Source organism: Adlercreutzia murintestinalis (genome assembly GCF_943192905.1).
Taxonomy (GTDB): Bacteria; Actinomycetota; Coriobacteriia; order Coriobacteriales; family Eggerthellaceae; genus Adlercreutzia_A; species Adlercreutzia_A murintestinalis.
Window position 1 is genome coordinate 1 of the sequence record NZ_CALPCC010000017.1, and the last position, 21,230, is coordinate 21,230.

Below are 21,230 nucleotides of genomic sequence, written 5' to 3' on the forward strand. Positions count from 1 at the left end.
GCGTCGCGCGCGACGCTCGCTCGTTCCGCTAGACTATAAAGGTTATGAAACCGATCGGAGGGTCCGATGCCACAGCCTATCGTCGCCATCGTGGGGCGTCCAAACGTGGGGAAGTCCACGCTCGTGAACCGCATCGCGCAAACATCCGATGCCATCGTGCACGAGATGCGTGGCGTTACGCGTGACCGTTCGTATCACCATGCTGATTGGAACGGCGTTGAGTTCATGTTGGTGGATACCGGCGGTATCGAGATAGCTACCGATGATGCCTTTCAAGCCTCCATCCGCGATCAGGCGCTCCGCGCCGCTGAAGAGGCTGATGCGATCATCTTCCTCGTCGATGGCCGCACCGGTGTACTCACCGACGATGAAGAGGTAGCCCGTATTCTCCTGCGGGCTGAGGCACCATCGTTCCTCGCGGTGAATAAGATGGACAATCCCGCGCGCGACGACGAGACCTGGGAATATTGGCAGCTGGGTATGGGGCAGCCGTGGCCGGTCTCTGCGTTGCATGGACATGGGACGGGAGACTTGCTCGATGCGGTGGTGGCTGCGCTTCCCGCTGAGGCATCATCTCAGGACGAGACCGACGATGCGCTCAATGTGGCCGTGATCGGGCGTCCGAATGCGGGGAAATCATCTCTAGTGAATCGTCTTACCGACAACGACCGCTCCATCGTGAGCCCGGTGGCGGGCACCACGCGCGATGCGATCGATACGCTGGTTGACCATGATGGCCGCCTGTATCGCATCGTCGACACCGCCGGGCTGCGGCGCAAGAGTCGCATCGATGAGTCGGTCGAATACTACGGGTTCGTGCGCGCCATGCGCGCCATCGACCGGGCTGACGTGGCGCTTCTCGTGATGGATGGCACGCTTGGCGTGACCGGCGAGGATCAACGCGTTGCCAACTATGCTGCCGAGCGCGGTTGTGCGCTCGTCGTGGTGCTGAACAAATGGGATATCGTCGAAGGTCCCGAAGCGAAGGAGAAGGTGCGCTGCGATGTGGAAGACGAACTGCACTACATCTCCTATGCGCAGGTAGTGGCCCTCTCGGCGCTGACGGGCAAGAACGCCCATCGCATCTGGGATGCCATCGATTCTGCGTATGCCAACTACGCGAAGACCATTCCCACCAGTCGCCTGAACGCATGGCTCGCGGAGATCCGCGAAGAGGGCCACACCGTTACGAAGGGCAAAGCCGTTTTGCGCATCAAGTACGTCACGCAGACGAGCGCGTGCCCGCCTTCGTTCTCGTTTTTCTGCAATCGACCCGATCTGGTCACTGACAATTACGAGCGATTCTTAGAGAACCGTTTACGACGCACGTTCGATCTGTCGGGTACCCCTATCCGCCTGCGGTTCAAGAAGAAGGATTGACCATGACCGGTGCGCTACTCATGCTCGCGGCCCTGTTCGCGGTGAGCTTCCTGTTGGGGTCCATCCCGTGGGGGGTCATCGTGTCCAAGGTGTTTTTCAAGAAGGATATCCGCCATGAGGGGTCGGGCAATATCGGCGCCACGAATGCCGCTCGCGGCATGGGCCTCAAAGGCGGCGCTGCCGTGTTCGCTCTTGATGCGGGCAAAGGCGTGCTAGCAGGCGCTCTTGCGTGGTTGGTATGGGCGCCGCTTCTCTCGGGGGCGTTCGCAGACGATACCATCAGCTTGTTCGCGGGCATCTATGATGGCGCAGCGCCTGCTCATGCCGCCTTCGCCTCAGGGCAGGTGGTCGTTTTGTGCACCGCGGTAGCGTTTATCGGCTGCACGCTCGGACATATCTTCTGCCCCTGGTTGGGCTTGCGGGGAGGCAAGGGCATCTCGGTCGCATTCGGCTGTGAATTCTTCGCGCTCGGTCCGCTGGCAGCGCTCATCGACCTTGCGGTGTTCGCGGTGTTCGCGGTGAGCACGCGCTGGGTATCGCTCGGGTCGCTCATGGCAGCGGTGGCGGTGCCCATCATGAGCGTGTGGGTCTGCGGGGGTTGCTGGCCTGCCATGGTGCTCATCGATGCGACCGCGGTTGTCGTCATATGGGCGCATCGGGGCAATATTCGGCGCCTGCTCAAAGGCGAGGAATCGAAGTTCGGTGCGAAGGGCAAGACTGCGGCGCGACCGCAGGCCTCGGATCGCTCTGCTGAGGATGCGGGCGCGCGCTGAGCGAGCATGTGCGCGATCGGGGAGAAAGGACAAGAGGGCATGGGCAAGATCGCCATCATCGGATCGGGTTCGTGGGGCACCGCGCTTGCGCAGCTTCTCGCATGCAAAGGGTTTGATGTGGTTATGTGGACACGACGCCTCGAGCTTGCTGACGAGGTGAACGTCCGTCATACTAACCAGACCTACCTCGCCGATGCTTCGCTCGACGTGCGCATCCGTGCTACCACAGCGCTTTCAGAGGTGCTCGAAGGCGCCCTTGCCGCGGTCTTTGTGACCCCCTCGCGCTTCTTGCGGGCAACGGTCGAGGCTGCAGCTCCGTTCGTGCCTGCGCAGCTTCCCGTGGTCATCTGCTCGAAGGGCGTTGAGGGCGAAAGCGGTTTGCTCGCCAGTCAGATGATGGCTGAGGTGCTGGGATACGCTGCGCGCATTGCGGTGCTTTCGGGCCCCACGCATGCGGAAGAGGTCGTGCACGGCGTTCCGAGCGGTGCGGTATGCGCCTCGCAAGACGTGGCGACTGCGACGTTTTTTCGCGATCTGTTCGCTACCGATACCTTCCGCACCTATACCTCCGAGGACATCGTGGGCGTGGAGCTATGCGCGGCGTTCAAGAACGTCATCGCCATCGCGGTTGGCGTATCGTATGGCATGGGGTATGGCGACAACACGGCTGCTATGATCGTCACCCGCGGCTTGGCCGAGATGAGCCGCATGGTGGTGGCGTGCGGCGGCACCGCGCTCACCTGCATGGGGCTTGCCGGTGCGGGAGACATGGTGGTCACGTGCATGTCGCAGCACTCGCGCAATCGCCGTTTCGGCCAGTACTACCTGGCGCAGGGCAAGACGCTCGCCGATTTTGAATCCGATACGCATATGGTGGTGGAAGGGGCGCAGGCTGCGCGCAGCTTGCGGGTGCTCCAAGAGCGCCATGGGGTTGACCTGCCGCTGACCGATGCGGTGCGCAAGATCGTTTGGGAGGGGTCCGATCCAGCCCTTGAGGCGCGCGTGTTGGTCGATCGGCCGCTCAAGGATGAGATATACGGCATGGAGTCGTACTCGCAAGCCAAGGCATAAGGCGAGCCCCTCGCTGTTAAGGGGGTGAGCGAGGGGCTCTCGCTGGCGGGCCGTCTTGCACAAGGTTTGGGAGGAGAAGAGGATTCACGCACAAGACGCGTGACAGCCCGTTAGCTTCAACCCAGTGCTGCGCTCGAAAGCACCAGCACGATCATCTTACGCGCTTGGCACAGGTGATCTGCGGCATGTTCGATTCGGTTTCCGTCCGGTCTTTGGCTCGTTACGCATCCGACACTGTCAGCGGTGGATGCTGCCCGGTCAGCCATGCTCTCTGTCGGGTGATGCTCCTGTTACCCATTCGGCTCTTTAGGCGAAAGAGCGCTCGAGCTTGCGAAGCGCTGCGCGCAGTTGCGCGGCTCTATCGGTATCGACCGTGCGTCCCGATGCGGAGGTCACGCGATGTGCAGGAATCAGGATGGCGAGGGGATTGCTGCTGACGGCCTGTCCGACCGCGCGGTTCGCATTGGGGCGGCCGATGACGTGGGCGATATGGGTTGCGGTGCGCACTTGCCCATAAGGGATATCACCGATGGCCTGCCAAACCTCTTTCTGGAAGAGCGTACCCTCTACGAGAAGATCGACGGTGAACGAGGTGCGCTTGCCCGCGAAATACTCGAGCAGTTGATCAGCGCACGCGTTCGTCGCCGCGCTTGGGCGCCTCTCTCCTTCAAAGGCAAGATGGCCGAGCGCAACGCGGTAGATGCGTTCGCGCTCGCCGCCGATCGTGAGTGGCCCGTAGGGCGTTCGGTACGTGAAATAGGTGCGGGAGCGCATCGTAGGAGCATCCTCCTATCATCTTCGATGGAAGAATTATAGCAGTGGTGTGCGGCGCTCTTTGCATTAGAATGAAACATATCCGACGCTCTCAGAAAGGATATTCGTGTTCACACCTGTTCGCATATGCCCCTCCATCCTCTCAGCTGACTTCGCGCATCTCGGCGATGATGTGGCTACTGTGGCGGCAGCGGGCGCAGGATACATCCACATTGACGTGATGGATGGCCATTTCGTTCCCAATCTGACGATGGGGGTACCGGTGGTCAAGCAGCTCAAGCGGTGCACGGATGTGCCGCTCGATGTGCACTTGATGATCAGCAATCCGCTCACGCAGTTGCCGTGGTTCATCGAAGCAGGCGCCGACATGCTCACCGTGCACGCTGAGGCGGTTGATGAGCAGGGGCTCGCGGATGCGGTGCGCCTGATCCGCGATGCTGGCGTGCAAGCGGCGGTCGCGGTGAAGCCCGCCACGCCCATATCGGCTGTTGCCCCTGTGATCGAAGAGGTCGATATGGTGCTGGTGATGAGCGTAGAGCCGGGGTTTTCGGGTCAGAGCTACCTTGAGGGGTCCGAGGACAAGGTGGCAGAGGTCGTGCGCATGGCGCGCGAGCGCGGGTGCGCGCCTTTGATCCAGGTTGACGGCGGTATCGGTAGGGAGACCGCTCCGCGCGTCTGTGCGTGCGGGGCCGATCTTCTGGTATGCGGAAATGCCGTGTTCGGCGCTGACGATCCTGCCCAGGCACTGCGCGATATCCAGACGTGTGGGCAGCGCGCGCGGAAGGAAGGTGCTGCGTGATGTCTGAGGATATGATCTACCTTGACTATGCTGCCACCGCTCCGCTGCGACCTGAGGCGCTGGCGGCTATGGAGCCGTACCTCACCGCGGGCCGTACCGGCATGACAACGCAGGCTAACCCCAATTCGCTCCATTCGGCCGGGCGAGCAGCATTTCGCGCATTGGAAGAGGCACGGGCTGAGGTAGCGAAAGCCTTAGGCGCCGCCCGCCCCGACGAGGTGGTCTTCACCTCGGGAGCAACCGAGGCGGATAACGCAGCCATCGCCGGTCTTACGTTCTCGGCGAATCGGCGCATGTTCGATAGCGGCAAAGCGGATTCCAAGGCCCACGTCATCGTCTCTGCCATCGAGCATGATGCCGTGCTTTGTCCGGCGCGTCATCTGGCTTACCAGGGATTCGAGGTCGACTTCATCAAGCCGACGCGCGCGGGATTCGTCGATGTTGAAGCGGTGCGCGACGCGTTCAAGCCGAATACGGTGCTGGTATCGGTGCAGGCAGCCAACTCAGAGGTGGGCAGCGTGCAACCGGTGCGGCAGCTGGCCGATCTCGCCCATGCGCATGGTGCGCTCTTTCACACCGATGCTACGCAGGCGCTCGGGAAGGTGCCGGTCGATGTGCGGGCCTGGGACTGCGATGCTGCGTCCTTCAGCGCGCATAAGATCGGCGGTCCGAAAGGGTGCGGCGCTCTGTATCTGCGCGCACGCACGCCCATGCAGCCCCAAGCGCTCGGTGGCGGACAGGAAGGCTCGAAGCGCAGTGGCACGCAGGACGTGTGCAGCATCGTGGGTTTCGCCGCCGCTCTACGCACAGCCGTTGCCCACCAGCAGCAGGAGAGCGCCCGCTTGATGCGCCTGCGCGATCGCATCTACGGGGCGGTGCAGAACATGGCACGCGTGGTGCCCACGGTGCCGGTTGAGGCGGGCTCGCTCGATTATCTGCCCAACATCGTGAATCTCATGGTGCCGGGCATTGAGAGCAATACGCTGGTCTTGCGCTTCGATATGCTGGGGATCGAGGTATCCGGTGCCAGTGCGTGCGCATCGAACTCATTGGAGCCAAGTCATGTGCTGCGCGCCCTGGGCATCTCAGACGACGAAGCGCAGTGCGAGTTGCGCGCATCCATGGGTTGGGATACCACCGATGCCGATGTGGAGGCGTTCTTGGATACGCTGCCGCGCGTGATCGAGTGGAGGCGGTAGCCGTGGAGCTCATAAACACGCATTGTCATTCCCGGTATTGCGGGCATGGTGAAGGCGAGGTCGCTGCCTATGCTGACGCAGCTGCTGCGGCGGGCATCACCACGCTGGCCTTCACAGAGCACTATCCACTCAGCTCCGCCTTCGATCCCGATGCCTACCTTTCAGTGCCGAAGGCGGATATGCGCGCCTATGAGCAGGCGGTCCTTGATGCGCGGGCGACACACGATGACATGGAGATCCTGCTCGGCATCGAGCTCGATTACCTAGCCGATACCGACGATCGCGATTTGGCCGCTGCGAATCTTGAGCGCTTCGATCTTATCTTGGGATCGGTGCATTTCGTTGACCGGTGGCCCTTCGACGATCCGGCGCAGCGCGGGGTGTGGGAAGAGCCTGGCGCGCCCGAGCGCATCTGGAGCCGCTATGCTGAACTGTGGTGCGAGGCTGCAAGCGACCCATCGCTTCCCTTTGATGTGATGTCGCACCCCGACCTGCCCAAGAAGTTCGCCTTCTATCCGCAGTTCCCGCTCGATGCGCTCTATCAGCGCATGGCCGAGGCGGCTGCTGCGGGTGGGCGCATGATAGAGGTGAACACCTCGGGCACCTACTACGCGTGCAAGGAGATGTTTCCCGCTCCGCAGCTCTTGCGCGCATTCTGCCGAGCAGGGGTGCCGTGCACGGTGGGTACCGATGCTCATACGCCAGCCCACGTGGCGCGTGATATCGAACGCGCCTATGCGCTCATGAGGGATGCGGGTTACCGCCAGGTCACCGTTGCGACGCTTGGCGGCGATCGGCGCGTTCTCGCTCTAGACTGATCGTATCGATCAGAGACGGCGTTATGCGCCGTGTGCCGGTTGTTCTAAGGAGCATGAGATGGATCAGGAAAGAACGAAGGACGCTATCCAGAAGCGGCGCTCGCCGTTGCCCGCTCGCGCAGCGAAGCGCATGACGGTGGGCGATCTGGAAGGAGCGCTGCTCGCTGAGTTTCCGGCCGCAGATGCGGAGAGCTGGGATAGAACGGGGCTGTACGTGGGGGAGGCTGCGGTGCCCGTTCGCACGGTCGCGGTGGCCCTCGATGCGACGGTCGCGGCCATTGCTCAGGCGGCGAGCGCGGGCGCGCAGGTGCTCATCACGCATCACCCGGCGTATCTGAGCGCCCCTGACGCCTTCGCGCCGGAGCCTTCGGCGGCGTTGAGCCCGGGCGCTGCGGTGTTCGCGGCAGTGCGCAACGGTGTGGCTCTCATGGATTTCCATACGGCGCTTGATGCGAGCAAGCGCGGCAACGAAGCATTGCCAGCGCTTTTGGCATTGCAGGCAACGGGGCGGGTGGTTCGTCCGATCGCGCCGAGAAGCCATAAGGGATACGGGCAGATCTGCAAGACGAAGCAGAGAGATCTGACCGTGCAACAGCTTGCCGCTCGGTGCACCTCGGTGTTCGGACGCGTTCCGCGCGTATGGGGCGCTCCCGACGCGCCGGTATCTACGGTGGTCACTGCCACGGGTAGTGCGAACGGCATGGGAACCGATGTGCTCGCTGCGAAGGCTCAGTGTCTGATCTGTGGCGAATTGCGCTACCATGAGGCGCTCGATCTCTCGCAAGCCGGCCTCGCTCTGATCGAGCTGGGGCACGATGTGAGCGAGTTGCCGCTGGTAGCGGTCTTGGCTGACGCGGTGGCCAAGGCGGGCGTACCGCGCGATGCCATCATGGTCATCGACCAATCGGAGAATTGGCACTATCCCGAAGCCATCCGCCTTTAGTGGTATAGTTGAAGGAGATACCGTACTGCGAAGGGATGGTCAGCGTATGCAGGCGAAGATGGATGATCTGGACAGATTGCTCGAGGCACAAGGATTCGATCTTCAGATCATCCATCTCAAGAAGCAGCTGGCCGAGCTGCCGCAGCCTGCGCGCATCGCTGATGCGCGCTCTAAACGTCAAGCGCTCCAGAAGAAAGCCGATCAGGTCGCAGCTCTGCGCAAAGATGCCGAGCGGCGTCTGACGCGCATTGCCGATGAGGACGCATCGCTTGAGAAGAAGCAAAATGGCGTGCAGGCGGCCATCGACTCCGCACAGGGCGATTACCGCAACGTAGAGGCCCGCACTAAGGAGCTGGCCGGGATTGCGCGGCGCCGCGAGACCCTTGAAGCGGAGCGAGCGGAGGCGGATGCGGAACTTGCCAAGATCGCCGCATTGCATCAGCAGGTTTGTGCGGCGCTCGATGAGATCGATCGTCTTGAGGCCCACGCGATCCAGGAATATCAGCAGCAGGGAGGCGCTCTCAAGAAGAGCGAGGCGGATCTCATCGCTAAGCGCGATGCGCTGCTTGACAAGGTGGATGCAGAGGTCGTGGAAGCATATCGAAAGACTGCCGAGCGTTTGGGCAGCATTGCTCTGGGCGTTCTCGAAGAGGATCGATGCGGCGTGTGCCGCTCGGTCATCGATGGCGGCCGTCTCATCGATCTGAAGAATCAGGCGCCGCTTGGTGTGTGCCCTTCCTGCAAGCGGTTGCTCATCATCAAGTCATAGCGCGAGCCATCAGCGCTCCCGTCATCAGGATGCCAGTACTGAAGCGCTCGCAGCGTGCATGCTGATCAGGTGCTCAGACATAAAAAAAGGACCCCAGCGGGTCCTTTTTTCGTTGTGGCGGAGCCTCTGTTATGCGCGCTCCACCTTTCCAGCCTTCATGCAGCTGGTGCAGACGCGCGCCTTGCGCACCTTGCCCTTCGTGTCGCGAATGGTGATCTTCTGCACGTTCGGACGGAACACGCGATTGCTCACGCGATGCGAATGGCTGATGCTCCGACCAGCAACCGGGTGCTTTCCGCAAATCTCGCAAACCTGTGACATCTTCTTATCTCCTATGAGCGCATGGCAATAGAGCCGATTCGTCGATAGCTGCCCAACTATATCACAGTGGGCCGCCTGCTGGTAGGAAAATTTCCCACTGATCGCATCTGATGCGCGATGGGCGGGCAACAACATGGCCCCAACCTGTCACCGACTATGTGGCATGGGGTATACTTTGGCGAAAAGCCTTGTTCAAAGAGCGGCGCTTCGGCGCCTGACGGAGAGGAGCCTCATGGACGGATCGATCCCGGGCGATCTGCACGTTGCCAACGACGTGCTGGCCGATATCGTGGGCAATGCCGCCATGGAATGCTATGGGATAGTCGGCATGACTGCGCCCAACGCGGTAGATGGCATTGCGAAAATCCTTCCCAAATCACGTCTGCGTCGCGGTGTGGTGGTTCACCCTCAGGATGGTGGGGTGAAGGTCGACCTGTATGTCGTGATCGAATACGGTACGAACATCCAGACCGTCTCGCAGAATCTGCGCGACCAGGTTTCGTTCGCGTTGAAGGAATATGCGCGCGTTGCCGCCTGCGATGTGGAGGTCCACGTGCAGGATGTGAAGGTGCGCAGCTAGGCGCACGCAAGAGAGAGCCGCTAAGGAGTATTCGATGCCCAGCAAGTATTCACCGCAGCAGATGCTCGGAGCCATCGCGTTTGCCAGCCGCGTTTTGGACGAGCGCAAAGAAGAGGTGAACCGTCTCAACGTGTTCCCGGTGCCCGATGGTGACACCGGCACGAACATGTCGCTTACCATCAAGAGCGTGGTGGACAACATTCAGGCACTGCCGCTTTCGGCTTCGAACGCCGATGTGCTCAAGGCCATCACCACGGGGGCTTTGATGGGGGCGCGCGGCAATTCTGGCGTTATCACCTCTCAGATCCTGCGCGGATTCTGCGAGGGCACCATTGACCATACCGACTTGAATACCGATGTGCTCAATAGCGCCTTTCAAAAGGCAGAGGAAGTGGCGTTTCAGGCGGTGCGCAAGCCGGTGGAGGGCACCATCCTCACCGTGCTGCGCGATTCGGCCGCTGCCGCTGCGCGCGCAGCTGAGGATCATCTTCCGGTGGATGAGGCGCTTCAGGCCATCGTGGATGAGGCATACGCTTCGGTGCAGCGCACCCCAGATTTCCTTCCGGTGTTGAAGGAGAACGGTGTGGTGGATGCGGGCGGCTTCGGCCTCGCTATCCTGTTCGACGCTTTCACGGCGGCTTTGTCGGGTAAAGGCGAGCCGGTGGGCATCTCCTTCGGCATTGCGGCATCTGCGCCCAAGGTGGAGATCGAGCAGATCAACGACTGGGAGGATGCGAACTATCGCTATTGCAACGAGTTCCTCGTTGATTCCGATACTCTGGATGTGTCGAAAGCGCTCGATTTTCTTGCGACCATGGGAGATTGCGAGCTGTGCGTGGGCTCAACGCCCAAGTTCAAGGTGCATGTGCATTCCAATGAGCCGAACAAGGTGCTCGAGTACTTCTTGGATCGCGGCCAGATATCAGAGGTGCACATCCACAATATGGAGCTGCAATCGGCCGATCGCAGCCAGCGGATCGCGCAGGAAGAACAACAGGCTCGCAAGCCCATCGGGGTGGTTGCGGTGGCTAATGGCGCAGGTAACGAAGCGATCCTCAAGAGCCTAGGGGTAGATGTGGTCGTCAGTGGCGGCCAGACCATGAACCCGTCCACCAAGGATTTGCTGGACGCAGCAGCATCGGTCAATGCCGAAGCGGTGCTGTTCTTGCCCAATAACTCGAACATCATCATGGCGGCGAACAGCGCGTGCGAGTTCGTCGACAAACCTTGCGGCGTCGTTCCCACCAAAAGCGTGCCGCAGGCATTCGCTGCCCTGTTCGCGCTCGACGAGAACGCTTCGGTGCACGAGAACGTGGTGGCCATGACCGACGCATTCGCCGAGGTGCGCACCGGTGAGGTGACCACGGCGGTGAAGGACTCCAAGGACGCTGAGGGCAATCCTATCGTTGCAGGAGACATCATCGGCATCGCCGATGGCTCCATTCGCGCGGTGGGTGTTGACGTAGCCGATGTGGTTATGGATTTGCTCACGAAGATGGATGCCGACCAGTTCGATAACTGCACGCTCTTGGCGGGCGAGGATCTGGATGACGCTGCGCTCGCGGCGCTGGCCCTTCGTGTCGAAGAGACGTTCGACGAGCTGGAGGTGGACCCGCAGCGGGGAGACCAGCCGCTCTATCCGGTGGTTCTCTCGCTTGAATAAGAGGCATCCGACGAGCCGGAGGCGCTTGCAGGCGACGCTTGCGCTTGACGAGCCGCTCACGGCGGTGCCGGGGATTCGCGAGCGTCGCGCAGCCGATCTCCGTCAGATGGGCATGCATCGTGTGCGCGATCTGCTGACCTCGTATCCGCGCCGCTATATCGATATGAGCGAGGTGCGCACGATAGCAGAGGCTGCTATCGGGGCGCTGGTCACCATAGCGGGCACGGTGCATGAAGTGAAGGTCAAGCGCCCGCGCCGTAATCTGCATATCGTAGAGATCACGGTGGTGGATGGCACAGGAACACTGATCGTGACCGCCTTCAATCAGCGCTGGCTGGCCGATAAGCTCTCAGCTGGCATGCGGGTGGCGCTTTCCGGGAAGCTGGAATTCGACTACGGCTTCAAGCGCATGACCAATCCTACCATCGAGCCGGTCGAGCACGATGTTGAGGGTCTGATCCTGCCCGTTCATCCGGCGTGCGCGCGCATATCCGCTGCCCAGATGCGTGGCTTGGTCAAACGCGCGCTGTCCCTCACCGCGGCCGCGCTCGATCCGCTTCCGCTCGAACTGCGTCTCAAATACCGCCTGATGAGCCGCGGGGCTGCCCTGAAGAGCGTCCATTTTCCTCGAAGCATGCGCGAGGCTGCTCTCGCGCGTCGCAGGCTCGCGTTTGAAGAGATACTGATGGTGCAGCTGTTGATGATGACCGAGAGCCGAAAGCGCTCGGCTGGGCTCGAAGCGACCGCGCATCGAAGCGATGGGCCGTTCGTACGTGCGCTCGCCGACGTGCTGCCATTCGCATTGACCGACGATCAGGCAGCGGCGCGCGATGAGCTGTTCGACGCCATGGCACAGCCCGAGGCGGCGAACCATATGATCTTGGGCGATGTGGGAACGGGCAAGACCGCTGTGGCGGCGTTCGGGATGGCGGCGGCTGTCGACTCGGGCGGCCAGGCGCTCATGCTGGTGCCCACCGAAGTGCTGGCAGAGCAACACCGGGCGAGCCTGGGGTCTCTTCTGGAGCGCGCGGGCATGCGCGTGGCGCTGTTGACGGGGTCGACACCAGCCGATGAGCGCGCGGTGATGCTCGGGGAGCTCGCGTCCGGCACGCTCGATATTTTGATCGGGACCCACGCGCTCATGGAGGACGATGTGCGGCCAGCGCACTGTACGCTGGTGGTCATCGACGAACAACAGCGCTTCGGGGTCGATCAGCGCGCACGGCTCTTAGCGAAGGGCAGCGCACCGGATGCGCTCTATCTGACTGCAACGCCGATCCCGCGCTCATTGGCGCTCGCCCTGTTCGGGAATTTGACGCTGTCCTACCTTCGACAGCGCCCGCATGCGGGCTCGGGCAGGACGACCACGGTGGTGGCGAAGGCGGATAGGGGCGTTGCCTACGATGCGGCGAAGCGAGCTCTTGCGCGCGGGGAGCAGGTCTATGTCATATGTGCGTTGATCGGCCTAGACAGCACCGAGCGCAAGGCGGCTGCAGGACGTCACTTGGGTGAAGACGACGATGAGGCCTACTATCCTGAGGTTGCCATCGAAGGTGCCCAGGGTGATCCGGACGCTGGCTTGACCGCAGCGGTGCAAGAGGCATCGTTTCTACGGACGAACATCTTCCCCGACCATTGCGTCGAGCTGCTCCATGGTGCTTTGCCCGCAGATGAGAAGCGCTCGGTCATGCAGCGCTTCGCATCGGGCGAGATAGAGGTGCTGGTGGCGACCACGGTGGTGGAGGTGGGCGTGGATGTGCCCAACGCCACGGTGATGATCGTGGAGGACGCCGATCGCTTCGGTCTGGCGCAGCTGCATCAGTTGCGCGGGCGCGTGGGACGCGGCGAGATCCCGGGTCAGGTGTTCTTGGTGTCGGCCTCGAAACAACAGCCAGCGCTCGAGCGTCTGCGCGCCATGGTGCGCACCGACGATGGGTTTCGCTTGGCCGAAGAGGACTTGGCGCTGCGCCGCGAAGGTGACATCCTCGGCAATCGGCAATCGGGGGCATCGGCGCTCAAGCTGGTCAACGTGGTGCGAGATGCAGCCATGATCGAAGAGGCGCACGCATGCGCGGCGGCGATTCTAGCGGCGGATCCTGACCTCCAGGCGTCCCATAACGCCGCTCTAGCACGTGAATTGCGTACCGTGTTCTCCGAAGAGCGCTGCGAGTACGCGGTCGTGGGAGGCTAGGATGGGCGAAGTGCGCATCATAGGGGGCATACATGGGAGCCGCCGCATCCAGGTGCCCGCATCGGTGTCGCGCCCGACGACCGATCGGGTGCGAGAATCGTTGCTGAGCAGTTTGGAGAGCGCATACGGGGGGCTGGCAGGCGCGCGGGTCCTGGATGCGTTCGCGGGCAGCGGTGCCCTTGGGCTTGAGGCGCTGAGCCGGGGTGCTGCGCTCGCGTGCCTGGTGGAGCGCGACGCGCGTGCTGCGAAGGTGCTCGCTGCGAATGCGCGTATGCTCGGTTATGGCCCCGAGCAGGCGTGTATTGTGCGCGCTGATGCGCTCGCAAGCGCGGCGACGATTGCTTCTCAGGGTCCCTTCGACGTGGTCTTCCTTGACCCGCCCTACGCGCTCGCTCCTGAGGCGGTGGCGGGCTTCCTTGACGCTCTTGCAGGTGATGGCGGCATCGCGGAAGGCGGTTTCATCGCCTATGAGCATGCACGCGATGCCGTCCGCGCGCTCGAGCGCGCTTTTGCGGAAACCCCCTTCACCCTCGTACGACAGAAACGCTATGGAGGCACGCTGATCACCCTGCTTCAAGCACGATGACCCTACCTTGCGCAACGGCTTTTAACGAGAGTCGTGTTTTGGGTTGACAAAAGTGCTTGGGGGGGGGGTATCGTCTTTTTTGCATGTGTTCGTGCATCTTTGAAACGTACAAGAAAGGTTATAGGTATGAAGAAGAAGATAACAGCTTCTGTTGTCGCCTTTGCGCTTGCGCTGGCGCTGCCGACGGCTGCTTTCGCAGTGGAGAAGAGCATCGAGGCTTCTCCGGTCGCAGGCGCCGACTACGTGCAGGCCGCCGTGAATGCGAACGGCATTGGCAACGTGAACGTCCAGGGCGCTGAGGACGTCACGGTGAAGACCGTCGACACCCCCGAGGCCGGCATTGCTGATGTCGAGGCGAGCCTGGCTGCGAAGATCGCCGAGGCGACGAAGGGCACCAACCTGTCCCAGGATGAGAAGGACGCCATCGCCAAGAAGATGCGCGAGGACTTCTATGGCACGGATGATTCGGTCGACATCAACGGCAACGTTGTTGAGGGCGAGAAGGGCTATCTGGACAAGTTCAACGAGAAGGTTGCTGAGATCGAGAAAGGCGAGGGCGAGTACAAGGGTGCTCAGCTCATCACCGATCTGGTGCTCACCGGCGATGTTGAGGGCACCGCGACCGTGCGCGTGTTTCTGAACAGCGCGAACGCTCAGGAGGGCATGACGGTCACGTACGTCATCCTGCACGAGACGCAGGCTCCTGAGTACAAGACGGTCACCGTGGGCGCGAATGGTATGGTTCTGATCGAGGGCCTGACCGAGTTCTCCTACGTGCAGTTCTATGCTACTCCGTATGCAACGGCTGGCCAGGGTGGCGCCATTGACGGTGACACCACCGACCAGCCGATCGTCGACAATGGCACCGACAACGGTACTGACAACGTTGTCGATGGCGACAATGTCGACAAGGTCACCGACGAGGACGTGACTCCTGCAGGGAAGTCCCCGAAGACCGGTTTCTAAAAGTATAAGCGAACACACACTACTATCAAAAGATGCATGAATTCGCGATTTCATGTGCAGGGAGGATCGAAGGATGGTCTTCCCTGCTTCCCTTTTTGTGAGGTTCCTGCATAGCAAAGGCCACGCAGGCACGCTGATGCTGGGCGGCCCTTGCTAGTGCTGTCGCAAAGAGCTCGCATACGGAAGGAGAGGTATGTCTTCGGATACCCAACAAAAACAAGGCGCACATGCGCCCAAGAAGCGCACTGGTCTGATCGCTCTGGTCGTTTTGATCGCCGCGATCGCGATAGCGGCGGTGGTGTTCATCGCTGTAGGTGCGGGCATGTCCGAGCCTTCATCTGATGAGGGTGCGCTGGATGTGGCCGAGCCGGAGTACAACGCCGAGGGTCAGCTGACCAATCCGGTTGACTGGAACACCTGGATCGAGCGCAATCCTGATGTCTATGCGTGGGTGAAGATCGACGATACCGATGTGGATGAGCCGATCTTGCAGCATCCTTTGGAGGACAACTATTACTTGAACCGCGATGTCGACGGCCAGCGCGGCGGCTACGGGGCGCTCTATACGCAAGGATCGCATAACAGCAAGAACTTGGGCGAAGATCCGGTCACGATCGTCTATGGGCATACGTTCCAGAACAATGTCGAGATGTTCTCGACGCTGCATAATCTGGAAGATGCGGAATTCTTCGAGAGCCACCCTGAGTTTTACATATATACGCCCACTGAGCGTTTGACCTATGAGATCGTCTCGGCGTTCGAATACGGCAACGACCATATTCTCGAAACGCAGGATATGAGCGATACTGCGGTGCGCCAGGCGTTCTATGATATGGTGCAAGATCCTGATTCGCTCAATAAGAACGTGCGCACGCTCGATGTGCCGCTTGATGCCGAGACCGACAAGCTGTTGGTGCTGAGCACATGCACGAAGCCCTCTAATCCGAATGCACGCTACCTGATCGTGGCGAAACTGGTGGCCGAGGAACCCACTGAGACCGTTGAGATCTCTGCTGATGGCAGCAATGAAGTGATCGACGAGGGCGTGCTGGAGTAGGCGCTTACCAGCACGAAGGCGGAGCATGGCGCGAAAAAGGAGCAAAGCGCAGAAAGCGCGCACCGAACAGCCGATGGCTTCTCGACGTGCGCGCACGGAGGGCATGACAGGATCGTCTTCGGTGGCGCGCTCACAAGATGCTGCGAACATGTCAGCTGAGCGTGAGGCCAGGCCTGCGCGAACGCGCACGTCCGGCAACCTCGTCTTCAATGCAGCGTTTCATCCGTACGGGAAGGTGGCTGATGCAGCGCCCGTAGAGTCGACCGATCTGGTGTTCGATGCGGTATTTAAACCCTTGCAAGAAGCCGAGGCGCGCGACGCGGGCGCACAAGGCGCTCGAAGGCCTCAGAAGCGACGGCGCCGCGGGCGCATCGCGGCCATAGTAGCGGCGAGCATGTGCTGCGTGCTTCTCTGCGGGGTTGGGGCGGTGGCGCTCGCACTCACGATGGGCAAGAGCAATCTTGTGCAAGAGGCGCAGGTTGAGGTTGAGCAGAGCGCCGTATCCGAGGATAACGGCAAGACGGTCACCTACAACGGGGTGACCTATCGGCAGAAAGAGCACATGACCTCTCTTTTGTTGCTGGGGCATGACGGTCGCACCACCGACGAGCTGAACGGCCAGACCGATTTCGTGATGCTGCTGGCGGTCGATACCGAGAGCGGCCAGATGGATCTGATCTCCATTCCGCGCGACACCATGGTGCAGGTGCGCATGACCTATAGCAATACCGATGAGTATGCCGAGCTGCGCGACTTGCAAGTAGCGGCCGCCTTCGCCTATGGATCAGATCTCAACACTTCAGCTCTCAACGTGTGCGATGCGGTCTCGCGCATGCTCTATAACGTACCTATCAACTATTACTACGTTTTGAACGTGCAGGGTATCGGTCCGCTCGCCGACGCGGTGGGTGGTGTGACGGTGGAGGCGCTCATGGACGTCAAGCCTGCCAACATCGTGGCGGGCAAGACGTACACGTTGAAGGGTCAGCAGGCTTCCTACTACGTGCAGTATCGCGATATCAAGCAATACGGGTCTGCGTTCGGTCGCTTGGATCGTCAGAAGCAATTCTTGAAAGCGTATGCGGCCAAGGCGCTTGAAGAGGCGAAGGGAAATCCTGCGGTCATCCTCAACATCATCGATTCGGTCTCGGCATATTCCACCACCAACATCGGGATGGCGGAGATGAGTTTTCTCGCGCAGGTGTTTCTAGAGCACGGCATGGCGGATCTGGACATGACCACGCTCGAAGGCGATTACACCCACAACGATGAAACGGGCTATGCTGAATATCATCTAAACCGAGAAGCGGTGTATCAAACGTTTTTGAACATCTATTATGAGCCGCTGCCTGATGATGAGACGGCCCAGCATGCAGATGAAGAACGTTCGGACGCTGATGCGCCTGAAGATGCGGAAGAATAGGGCGCAGCGACATCGCGCGCAGATGCACATGAGGGATATTCGCGTGCGGGCGCTTTTATGATACTATTTGCAGATATGCCTGATGCTTGGGCTGGCAAAGCATGCCATTAAAACGAACCAGGGAGAACGAAGATGGACGAAACCGGAGTATTGGGTCTTCTTGAAGAGCTTTCGATCTTGCTCGAAGACTCGAAGACGGTGTTCGGCAAGAGCAACATGCGCCAGGTGGATATCACTGCGGCGTTTGAGATAATGGATGAGATACGCGACCTGTTTCCGAGCGAATTCGCGCAGGCGCGTCAGATCGTGCGCGAACGTCAGGCGCTCCTTGATGATGCGGAGGCAGAGGCGAATCGCCTGATCGAGGATGCGCGCAGTCAGGCAATGACCATCGCGAGCGAGCAGGAGATCGTGCGCATATCGCAGCAGCAAGCGGAAGCCATCATGGCCGACGCGCGTGAGCTCGAACGCGAAACGCGCGCTGGCGCAGAGGATTATGCCGATGAGGTGTTCGGGCATGTGGAGCAAAGCCTTGATAATGTGCTCGGTCAGGTGCGTCGCGTGCGCGATCGCCTGAATCAGAACAGCACGGTGCCGCGCTAGTGCTCCCATCCATCTTCATACACATACCGAAGGATCTGTTCGAGCCCGCAGCGACGCGCTCTTTCGAAGGAGCGGCGCACGGGTTCGAATTGCGTTTGGGCGCTGATGAATACACGTTCGAGCCGCCGGTTACGTGGAGCGTTGAGGTGACGAACACCGGTGGAGCCTTGTTGGTAACGGGCAGCGCGGCTGCATGCTGCTGCTGTGCGTGCGCGCGTTGTTTGGAGAGCGCTGAATACGAGCTGGAAGGTCAGATCGAGGGCTATTTCCTGATTCCGGGCGAAGAGGCCGAGGTGGACGATCTGGAGGCGGATGAGTTCGACGCGCTTCCGGCCGACCATCGCATCGATCTGGCGCCGCTCATCCAAGCCGCGCTGGTGTTGGAAGTTCCGCGCGTGCCGCTCTGCACCGACGATTGCGCAGGGCTCTGTCCGGTCTGCGGGCAGAATCTGAACGAAGGTGTGTGCACCTGCGTTCAAGAAGAGTCGGACGCTCCTGTCAACCCCTTCGCGGTGCTCAAGGATCTCACGTTCGATGACTGAGGGACAGCATGCCATCAGGTGTTCGGATAGCCCAGCATTTCTCGTCACAGATGCGTTCTTTGTGCTAAACTTACCAAGTTTGCTCAAGCCTTGGTCGGAAACCAAGGCGCCGAAAAGGAGATACCATGAAACCTGAGATCCATCCTGATTATATGGAATGCACGGTGAAGTGTAGCTGCGGCAACACGTTCACTACGCGCGCTACCAAGCCCGAGATTCGCTTGGATATCTGCAACGTATGCCATCCTTTCTATACCGGTACCCAGAAGCTCATCGACTCCGGTGGACGCGTTCAGCGCTTCGCCGATCGCTTCGGCAATGCAACCGATACCGTTGCCAGCCGCGAGGCCGCTCGCAAGGCCGAGCGCGCAGCGAAGGCTGCCGAGAAAGAGGCTGCTCGCAAGGCCGAGCGTGAAGCGAAGGCCAAGGCCAAGGAAGAGCGTGCGGCCAAATATGCCGCCGAGGCTGAGCGCGCAGCGAAGCGCGAGCAGCAGGCTGCTGATGCGGCCGCTGAGGAAGTTGCAGCTGACGCTGCCGCCGAGGTGGCCGAAGGCGAGCAGGCTGCCGCTGAGTAGCCTTGCATCTTCGCAGAGAACTGTCAGGCGGTCTGCTGAGCGGGCCGCCTTTCTTTTTGTTGAAACCTGTTTGAAACATGCCTCGCTATAATGGCCGCAAGAAACGCGAAGGAGGGAGCAGCATGGACGAGAGCGGGTCGACCCGATTGAACCCAGAGCAGGATTTCGTGCTCAAGACGGTGGAAAGCCGTGGTGTGCACTTCGTGCGATGCTGGTTTTCCGATGTGCTGGGAAACATGAAATCCTTCGCGATGGTGCCCGGTGAGTTAGAGGGTGCGTTCGCGCGCGGCATGGGCTTCGACGGAAGCTGCATCGAGGGCTTTTCGCGCACTCAGGAAAGCGATATGCTGGCGTTTCCTCTGGCATCAACCTTTCAAGTGCTGCCGTGGCGTCCGCAAACCGATGCGGTGGCTCGTATGTTTTGCCGTATCTGCACGCCCGCTGGCACGCCTTTTGAAGGAGACCCGCGCCAGGTGCTCGCCCGTATGGTCGAGCGCGCGGCCGACCTGGGATTCATGGTGAACGTTGGTGCCGATATTGAGTTCTTCTACTTCAAGGACGCGCAGGGCACCGAGGTGCTCGATCGGGGCAGCTACTTCGATCTGACCTCGCTTGACTATGCAAGCGATCTGCGCCGCGATACGGTGCTCGCTCTTGAGAAGATGGGCATTCCGGTGGAATACTCCCATCATGAGGTTGCGCCCTCTCAGCATGAGATCGACCTGCGCTACGCTGACGCCATGAGCATGGCCGATGCGGTGATGACCTATAAGCTGGTGGTGCGCGAGATCGCCTTGAAGCATGGCGTTCATGCGTCGTTCATGCCGAAACCCATGGCTGAACAACCCGGAAACGGCATGCATGTGCACCTGAGCCTGACCAACAGCGAGGGCGAGAATGCGTTCTTCGACGATTCCGATCCATGGGGTTACTGTCTTTCGGACACGGCGAAGAGCTTCATTGCGGGCATTCTCGCACGCGCGCGCGAGTTGTGCTTGGTAACCAATCAATACGTGAACTCCTACAAGCGATTCTGTGGGGTGGGGCATGCGTCTTCGGCGCTCGTGTGGGCGCGCAACAACCGCTCTGCCATGGTGCGCATTCCGGGATACCGGCCGACCTCTGCTGAGGCGTGCCGCATCGAGGTGTGCAACCCGGATCCGGCGGCCAATCCCTATCTCGCGTTCGCGGCGCTGCTCGGAGCAGGACTGGCGGGCATTGAGGCAGGGCTTGTGCTATCCGAGCCCACCGAGCAGATCGATATGACCGATATGAGCGCGCAGCAGCTGGACGCACAGGGTATTCGCTGTCTGCCGGAAACGCTCGGAGAGGCGGTGGATGAGTTCGCGGCGAGCGATCTGATGCGCTCGGTGCTCGGCGAGCATATTCATGGCTATCTGGTGGAGGCCAAGCGTGCGGAATGGGCCGCCTATCAGCAGATCGTGACGCCTTGGGAGCTCGATCGGTTCTTGGCGGTGCTGTGAATGTCGGCGAAGAAGGTCATATTCATAGCCGATTCGCTTGAGAATGCCCATCGGTTCCAGCAGGTGCTTTCGCAGATCGATGCCGAGGTGGTGGCTGGTTCGTCTGCTCAGGCGCTCGCGTTGGCGACACAGCATCCCGATTGCGACTTGGTCGTGTTTGAAGAAGCGCGCGCTGCGGTCTCGGTGCGCGAGCAGATGCAGACGCGCCTCGCTGAGGAGGGGCATGCTGCCCTTTTGATCGTAGTGGAGCCGGATCGCGTTGCGGAGCTTCACCTGCCCGTGCATCTTCGCTGCGATTTCGTCCTGAGCGGTGCCGAGGTTGCTGAATGCATGGTGCGAGTGCGCCACCTGCTTTGGCCTGGCAGCGATACGGCTGCTGCCGATATGGTCATGGTGGGTGCTTTGACGATCAATCTTGCAACGTATCAGGTGAAGGTGGGAGACCGTCCGCTCGATCTGACGTATCTGGAATATGCGCTGCTCGCATTTTTGGCAACGCATCCGAGCCGCACCTATTCTCGCGATGCATTGCTGCGACAGGTGTGGGGCTTTGATTATTATGGCGGAAGTCGTACGGTTGACGTCCATGTGCGCCGTATCCGCGCCAAGCTTGGGCCAGATCTAGCGCACAGGCTGCAAACCGTGCGCGGAGTCGGCTATCTGTGGAACGCATAGTGGGGTAGAATCGTTTCCTAAGAGTACTCGCCGCACTT

22 protein-coding genes are annotated in these 21,230 nt (G+C 60.7%); 20 read left to right on the forward strand and 2 right to left on the reverse strand.

Annotated features, from left to right (window positions below; translation table 11 throughout):
- The first annotated feature begins 66 nt into the window (after window positions 1–66).
- From der to NFR19_RS06575, 3 genes are read left to right on the forward strand one after another with little or no spacing between them, the layout of a single operon-like run.
- A complete protein-coding gene (gene der / locus NFR19_RS06565; protein ID WP_251212990.1) occupies window positions 67–1,380 on the forward strand; it encodes a ribosome biogenesis GTPase Der in 1,314 nt (437 codons plus the stop codon).
- 2 nt (window positions 1,381–1,382) lie between these two features.
- The gene (gene plsY, locus NFR19_RS06570; protein WP_251212991.1) at window positions 1,383–2,153 is read left to right on the forward strand and encodes a glycerol-3-phosphate 1-O-acyltransferase PlsY; all 771 of its coding nucleotides are present in this window, start codon (window positions 1,383–1,385) and stop codon (window positions 2,151–2,153) included.
- A gap of 39 nt (window positions 2,154–2,192) precedes the next feature.
- Window positions 2,193–3,224: an NAD(P)H-dependent glycerol-3-phosphate dehydrogenase gene (locus NFR19_RS06575; RefSeq protein ID WP_251212992.1), complete on the forward strand. Its 1,032-nt coding sequence runs from the start codon at window positions 2,193–2,195 to the stop codon at window positions 3,222–3,224.
- A 306-nt stretch (window positions 3,225–3,530) separates the two neighbouring features.
- Here NFR19_RS06575 and NFR19_RS06580 read toward each other — a convergent pair whose 3' ends face one another.
- Entirely contained in the window at window positions 3,531–3,998 is a 468-nt protein-coding gene (locus tag NFR19_RS06580) for a methylated-DNA--[protein]-cysteine S-methyltransferase (protein WP_251212993.1), read from the reverse strand.
- A gap of 106 nt (window positions 3,999–4,104) precedes the next feature.
- Here NFR19_RS06580 and rpe point away from each other — a divergent pair, with 106 nt between their 5' ends.
- From rpe to NFR19_RS06605, 5 genes are read left to right on the forward strand one after another with little or no spacing between them, the layout of a single operon-like run.
- The gene (gene rpe, locus NFR19_RS06585; RefSeq protein ID WP_251212994.1) at window positions 4,105–4,797 is read left to right on the forward strand and encodes a ribulose-phosphate 3-epimerase; all 693 of its coding nucleotides are present in this window, start codon (window positions 4,105–4,107) and stop codon (window positions 4,795–4,797) included.
- Complete coding sequence (locus tag NFR19_RS06590; protein WP_251212995.1) at window positions 4,797–5,996, forward strand: cysteine desulfurase family protein; 1,200 nt, start codon at window positions 4,797–4,799, stop codon at window positions 5,994–5,996. The genes rpe and NFR19_RS06590 overlap by 1 nt, the downstream gene beginning before the upstream one ends.
- A 2-nt stretch (window positions 5,997–5,998) precedes the next feature.
- On the forward strand, window positions 5,999–6,814 hold the full coding sequence (locus tag NFR19_RS06595; protein WP_251212996.1) for a histidinol-phosphatase: 816 nt from the start codon (window positions 5,999–6,001) through the stop codon (window positions 6,812–6,814).
- A 58-nt stretch (window positions 6,815–6,872) separates the two neighbouring features.
- Entirely contained in the window at window positions 6,873–7,757 is an 885-nt protein-coding gene (locus tag NFR19_RS06600) for a Nif3-like dinuclear metal center hexameric protein (protein ID WP_251212997.1), read from the forward strand.
- 46 nt (window positions 7,758–7,803) lie between these two features.
- The gene (locus tag NFR19_RS06605; protein WP_251212998.1) at window positions 7,804–8,526 is read left to right on the forward strand and encodes a zinc ribbon domain-containing protein; all 723 of its coding nucleotides are present in this window, start codon (window positions 7,804–7,806) and stop codon (window positions 8,524–8,526) included.
- Window positions 8,527–8,655: 129 nt separating this feature from the next.
- On the opposite strand, the gene rpmB is transcribed toward NFR19_RS06605, so the two are convergent.
- Window positions 8,656–8,847 (reverse strand): 50S ribosomal protein L28, encoded by a 192-nt coding sequence (rpmB, locus tag NFR19_RS06610; protein ID WP_251212999.1) that lies wholly within the window; start codon window positions 8,845–8,847, stop codon window positions 8,656–8,658.
- A 232-nt stretch (window positions 8,848–9,079) separates the two neighbouring features.
- Here rpmB and NFR19_RS06615 point away from each other — a divergent pair, with 232 nt between their 5' ends.
- From NFR19_RS06615 to NFR19_RS06670, 12 genes are all read left to right on the forward strand, one after another.
- Window positions 9,080–9,427, forward strand: coding sequence for an Asp23/Gls24 family envelope stress response protein (locus NFR19_RS06615; protein WP_251213000.1), 348 nt, complete (start codon window positions 9,080–9,082; stop codon window positions 9,425–9,427).
- Window positions 9,428–9,461: 34 nt separating this feature from the next.
- Complete coding sequence (locus NFR19_RS06620) at window positions 9,462–11,090, forward strand: DAK2 domain-containing protein (protein WP_251213001.1); 1,629 nt, start codon at window positions 9,462–9,464, stop codon at window positions 11,088–11,090.
- Window positions 11,091–11,115: 25 nt separating this feature from the next.
- Window positions 11,116–13,281 (forward strand): ATP-dependent DNA helicase RecG, encoded by a 2,166-nt coding sequence (locus NFR19_RS06625; protein ID WP_251213002.1) that lies wholly within the window; start codon window positions 11,116–11,118, stop codon window positions 13,279–13,281.
- A gap of 1 nt (window position 13,282) precedes the next feature.
- Entirely contained in the window at window positions 13,283–13,867 is a 585-nt protein-coding gene (gene rsmD / locus NFR19_RS06630; protein ID WP_251213003.1) for a 16S rRNA (guanine(966)-N(2))-methyltransferase RsmD, read from the forward strand.
- 126 nt (window positions 13,868–13,993) lie between these two features.
- On the forward strand, window positions 13,994–14,833 hold the full coding sequence (locus NFR19_RS06635) for a hypothetical protein (protein ID WP_251213004.1): 840 nt from the start codon (window positions 13,994–13,996) through the stop codon (window positions 14,831–14,833).
- A 193-nt stretch (window positions 14,834–15,026) separates the two neighbouring features.
- A complete protein-coding gene (locus NFR19_RS06640; protein WP_251213005.1) occupies window positions 15,027–15,890 on the forward strand; it encodes a class B sortase in 864 nt (287 codons plus the stop codon).
- 25 nt (window positions 15,891–15,915) lie between these two features.
- Window positions 15,916–17,313 (forward strand): LCP family protein, encoded by a 1,398-nt coding sequence (locus tag NFR19_RS06645; RefSeq protein WP_251213006.1) that lies wholly within the window; start codon window positions 15,916–15,918, stop codon window positions 17,311–17,313.
- A gap of 132 nt (window positions 17,314–17,445) precedes the next feature.
- Window positions 17,446–17,916, forward strand: a complete 471-nt coding sequence (locus tag NFR19_RS06650; RefSeq protein ID WP_251213007.1) for an ATP synthase subunit B family protein — start codon at window positions 17,446–17,448, stop codon at window positions 17,914–17,916.
- A complete protein-coding gene (locus tag NFR19_RS06655) occupies window positions 17,916–18,458 on the forward strand; it encodes a YceD family protein (RefSeq protein WP_251213008.1) in 543 nt (180 codons plus the stop codon). Before NFR19_RS06650 ends, NFR19_RS06655 begins: the two co-directional genes overlap by 1 nt.
- 125 nt (window positions 18,459–18,583) lie before the next feature.
- Window positions 18,584–19,033, forward strand: coding sequence for a 50S ribosomal protein L31 (gene rpmE, locus NFR19_RS06660; RefSeq protein ID WP_251213009.1), 450 nt, complete (start codon window positions 18,584–18,586; stop codon window positions 19,031–19,033).
- 122 nt (window positions 19,034–19,155) lie between these two features.
- Entirely contained in the window at window positions 19,156–20,517 is a 1,362-nt protein-coding gene (locus NFR19_RS06665) for a glutamine synthetase family protein (protein ID WP_251213010.1), read from the forward strand.
- Entirely contained in the window at window positions 20,518–21,192 is a 675-nt protein-coding gene (locus NFR19_RS06670) for a response regulator transcription factor (RefSeq protein ID WP_251213011.1), read from the forward strand.
- The last annotated feature ends 38 nt before the right edge of the window (window positions 21,193–21,230 follow it).

Coding starts and splice junctions, on each gene's coding strand:
- der (WP_251212990.1), top strand. CDS start 67: ATGCCACAGCCTATCGTCGCCATCGTGGGGCGTCCAAACGTGGGGAAG.
- plsY (WP_251212991.1), top strand. CDS start 1,383: ATGACCGGTGCGCTACTCATGCTCGCGGCCCTGTTCGCGGTGAGCTTC.
- NFR19_RS06575 (WP_251212992.1), top strand. CDS start 2,193: ATGGGCAAGATCGCCATCATCGGATCGGGTTCGTGGGGCACCGCGCTT.
- NFR19_RS06580 (WP_251212993.1), bottom strand. CDS start 3,998: ATGCGCTCCCGCACCTATTTCACGTACCGAACGCCCTACGGGCCACTC.
- NFR19_RS06590 (WP_251212995.1), top strand. CDS start 4,797: ATGTCTGAGGATATGATCTACCTTGACTATGCTGCCACCGCTCCGCTG.
- NFR19_RS06600 (WP_251212997.1), top strand. CDS start 6,873: ATGGATCAGGAAAGAACGAAGGACGCTATCCAGAAGCGGCGCTCGCCG.
- NFR19_RS06605 (WP_251212998.1), top strand. CDS start 7,804: ATGCAGGCGAAGATGGATGATCTGGACAGATTGCTCGAGGCACAAGGA.
- rpmB (WP_251212999.1), bottom strand. CDS start 8,847: ATGTCACAGGTTTGCGAGATTTGCGGAAAGCACCCGGTTGCTGGTCGG.
- NFR19_RS06615 (WP_251213000.1), top strand. CDS start 9,080: ATGGACGGATCGATCCCGGGCGATCTGCACGTTGCCAACGACGTGCTG.
- NFR19_RS06620 (WP_251213001.1), top strand. CDS start 9,462: ATGCCCAGCAAGTATTCACCGCAGCAGATGCTCGGAGCCATCGCGTTT.
- rsmD (WP_251213003.1), top strand. CDS start 13,283: ATGGGCGAAGTGCGCATCATAGGGGGCATACATGGGAGCCGCCGCATC.
- NFR19_RS06635 (WP_251213004.1), top strand. CDS start 13,994: ATGAAGAAGAAGATAACAGCTTCTGTTGTCGCCTTTGCGCTTGCGCTG.
- NFR19_RS06640 (WP_251213005.1), top strand. CDS start 15,027: ATGTCTTCGGATACCCAACAAAAACAAGGCGCACATGCGCCCAAGAAG.
- NFR19_RS06645 (WP_251213006.1), top strand. CDS start 15,916: ATGGCGCGAAAAAGGAGCAAAGCGCAGAAAGCGCGCACCGAACAGCCG.
- NFR19_RS06650 (WP_251213007.1), top strand. CDS start 17,446: ATGGACGAAACCGGAGTATTGGGTCTTCTTGAAGAGCTTTCGATCTTG.
- rpmE (WP_251213009.1), top strand. CDS start 18,584: ATGAAACCTGAGATCCATCCTGATTATATGGAATGCACGGTGAAGTGT.
- NFR19_RS06665 (WP_251213010.1), top strand. CDS start 19,156: ATGGACGAGAGCGGGTCGACCCGATTGAACCCAGAGCAGGATTTCGTG.
- NFR19_RS06670 (WP_251213011.1), top strand. CDS start 20,518: ATGTCGGCGAAGAAGGTCATATTCATAGCCGATTCGCTTGAGAATGCC.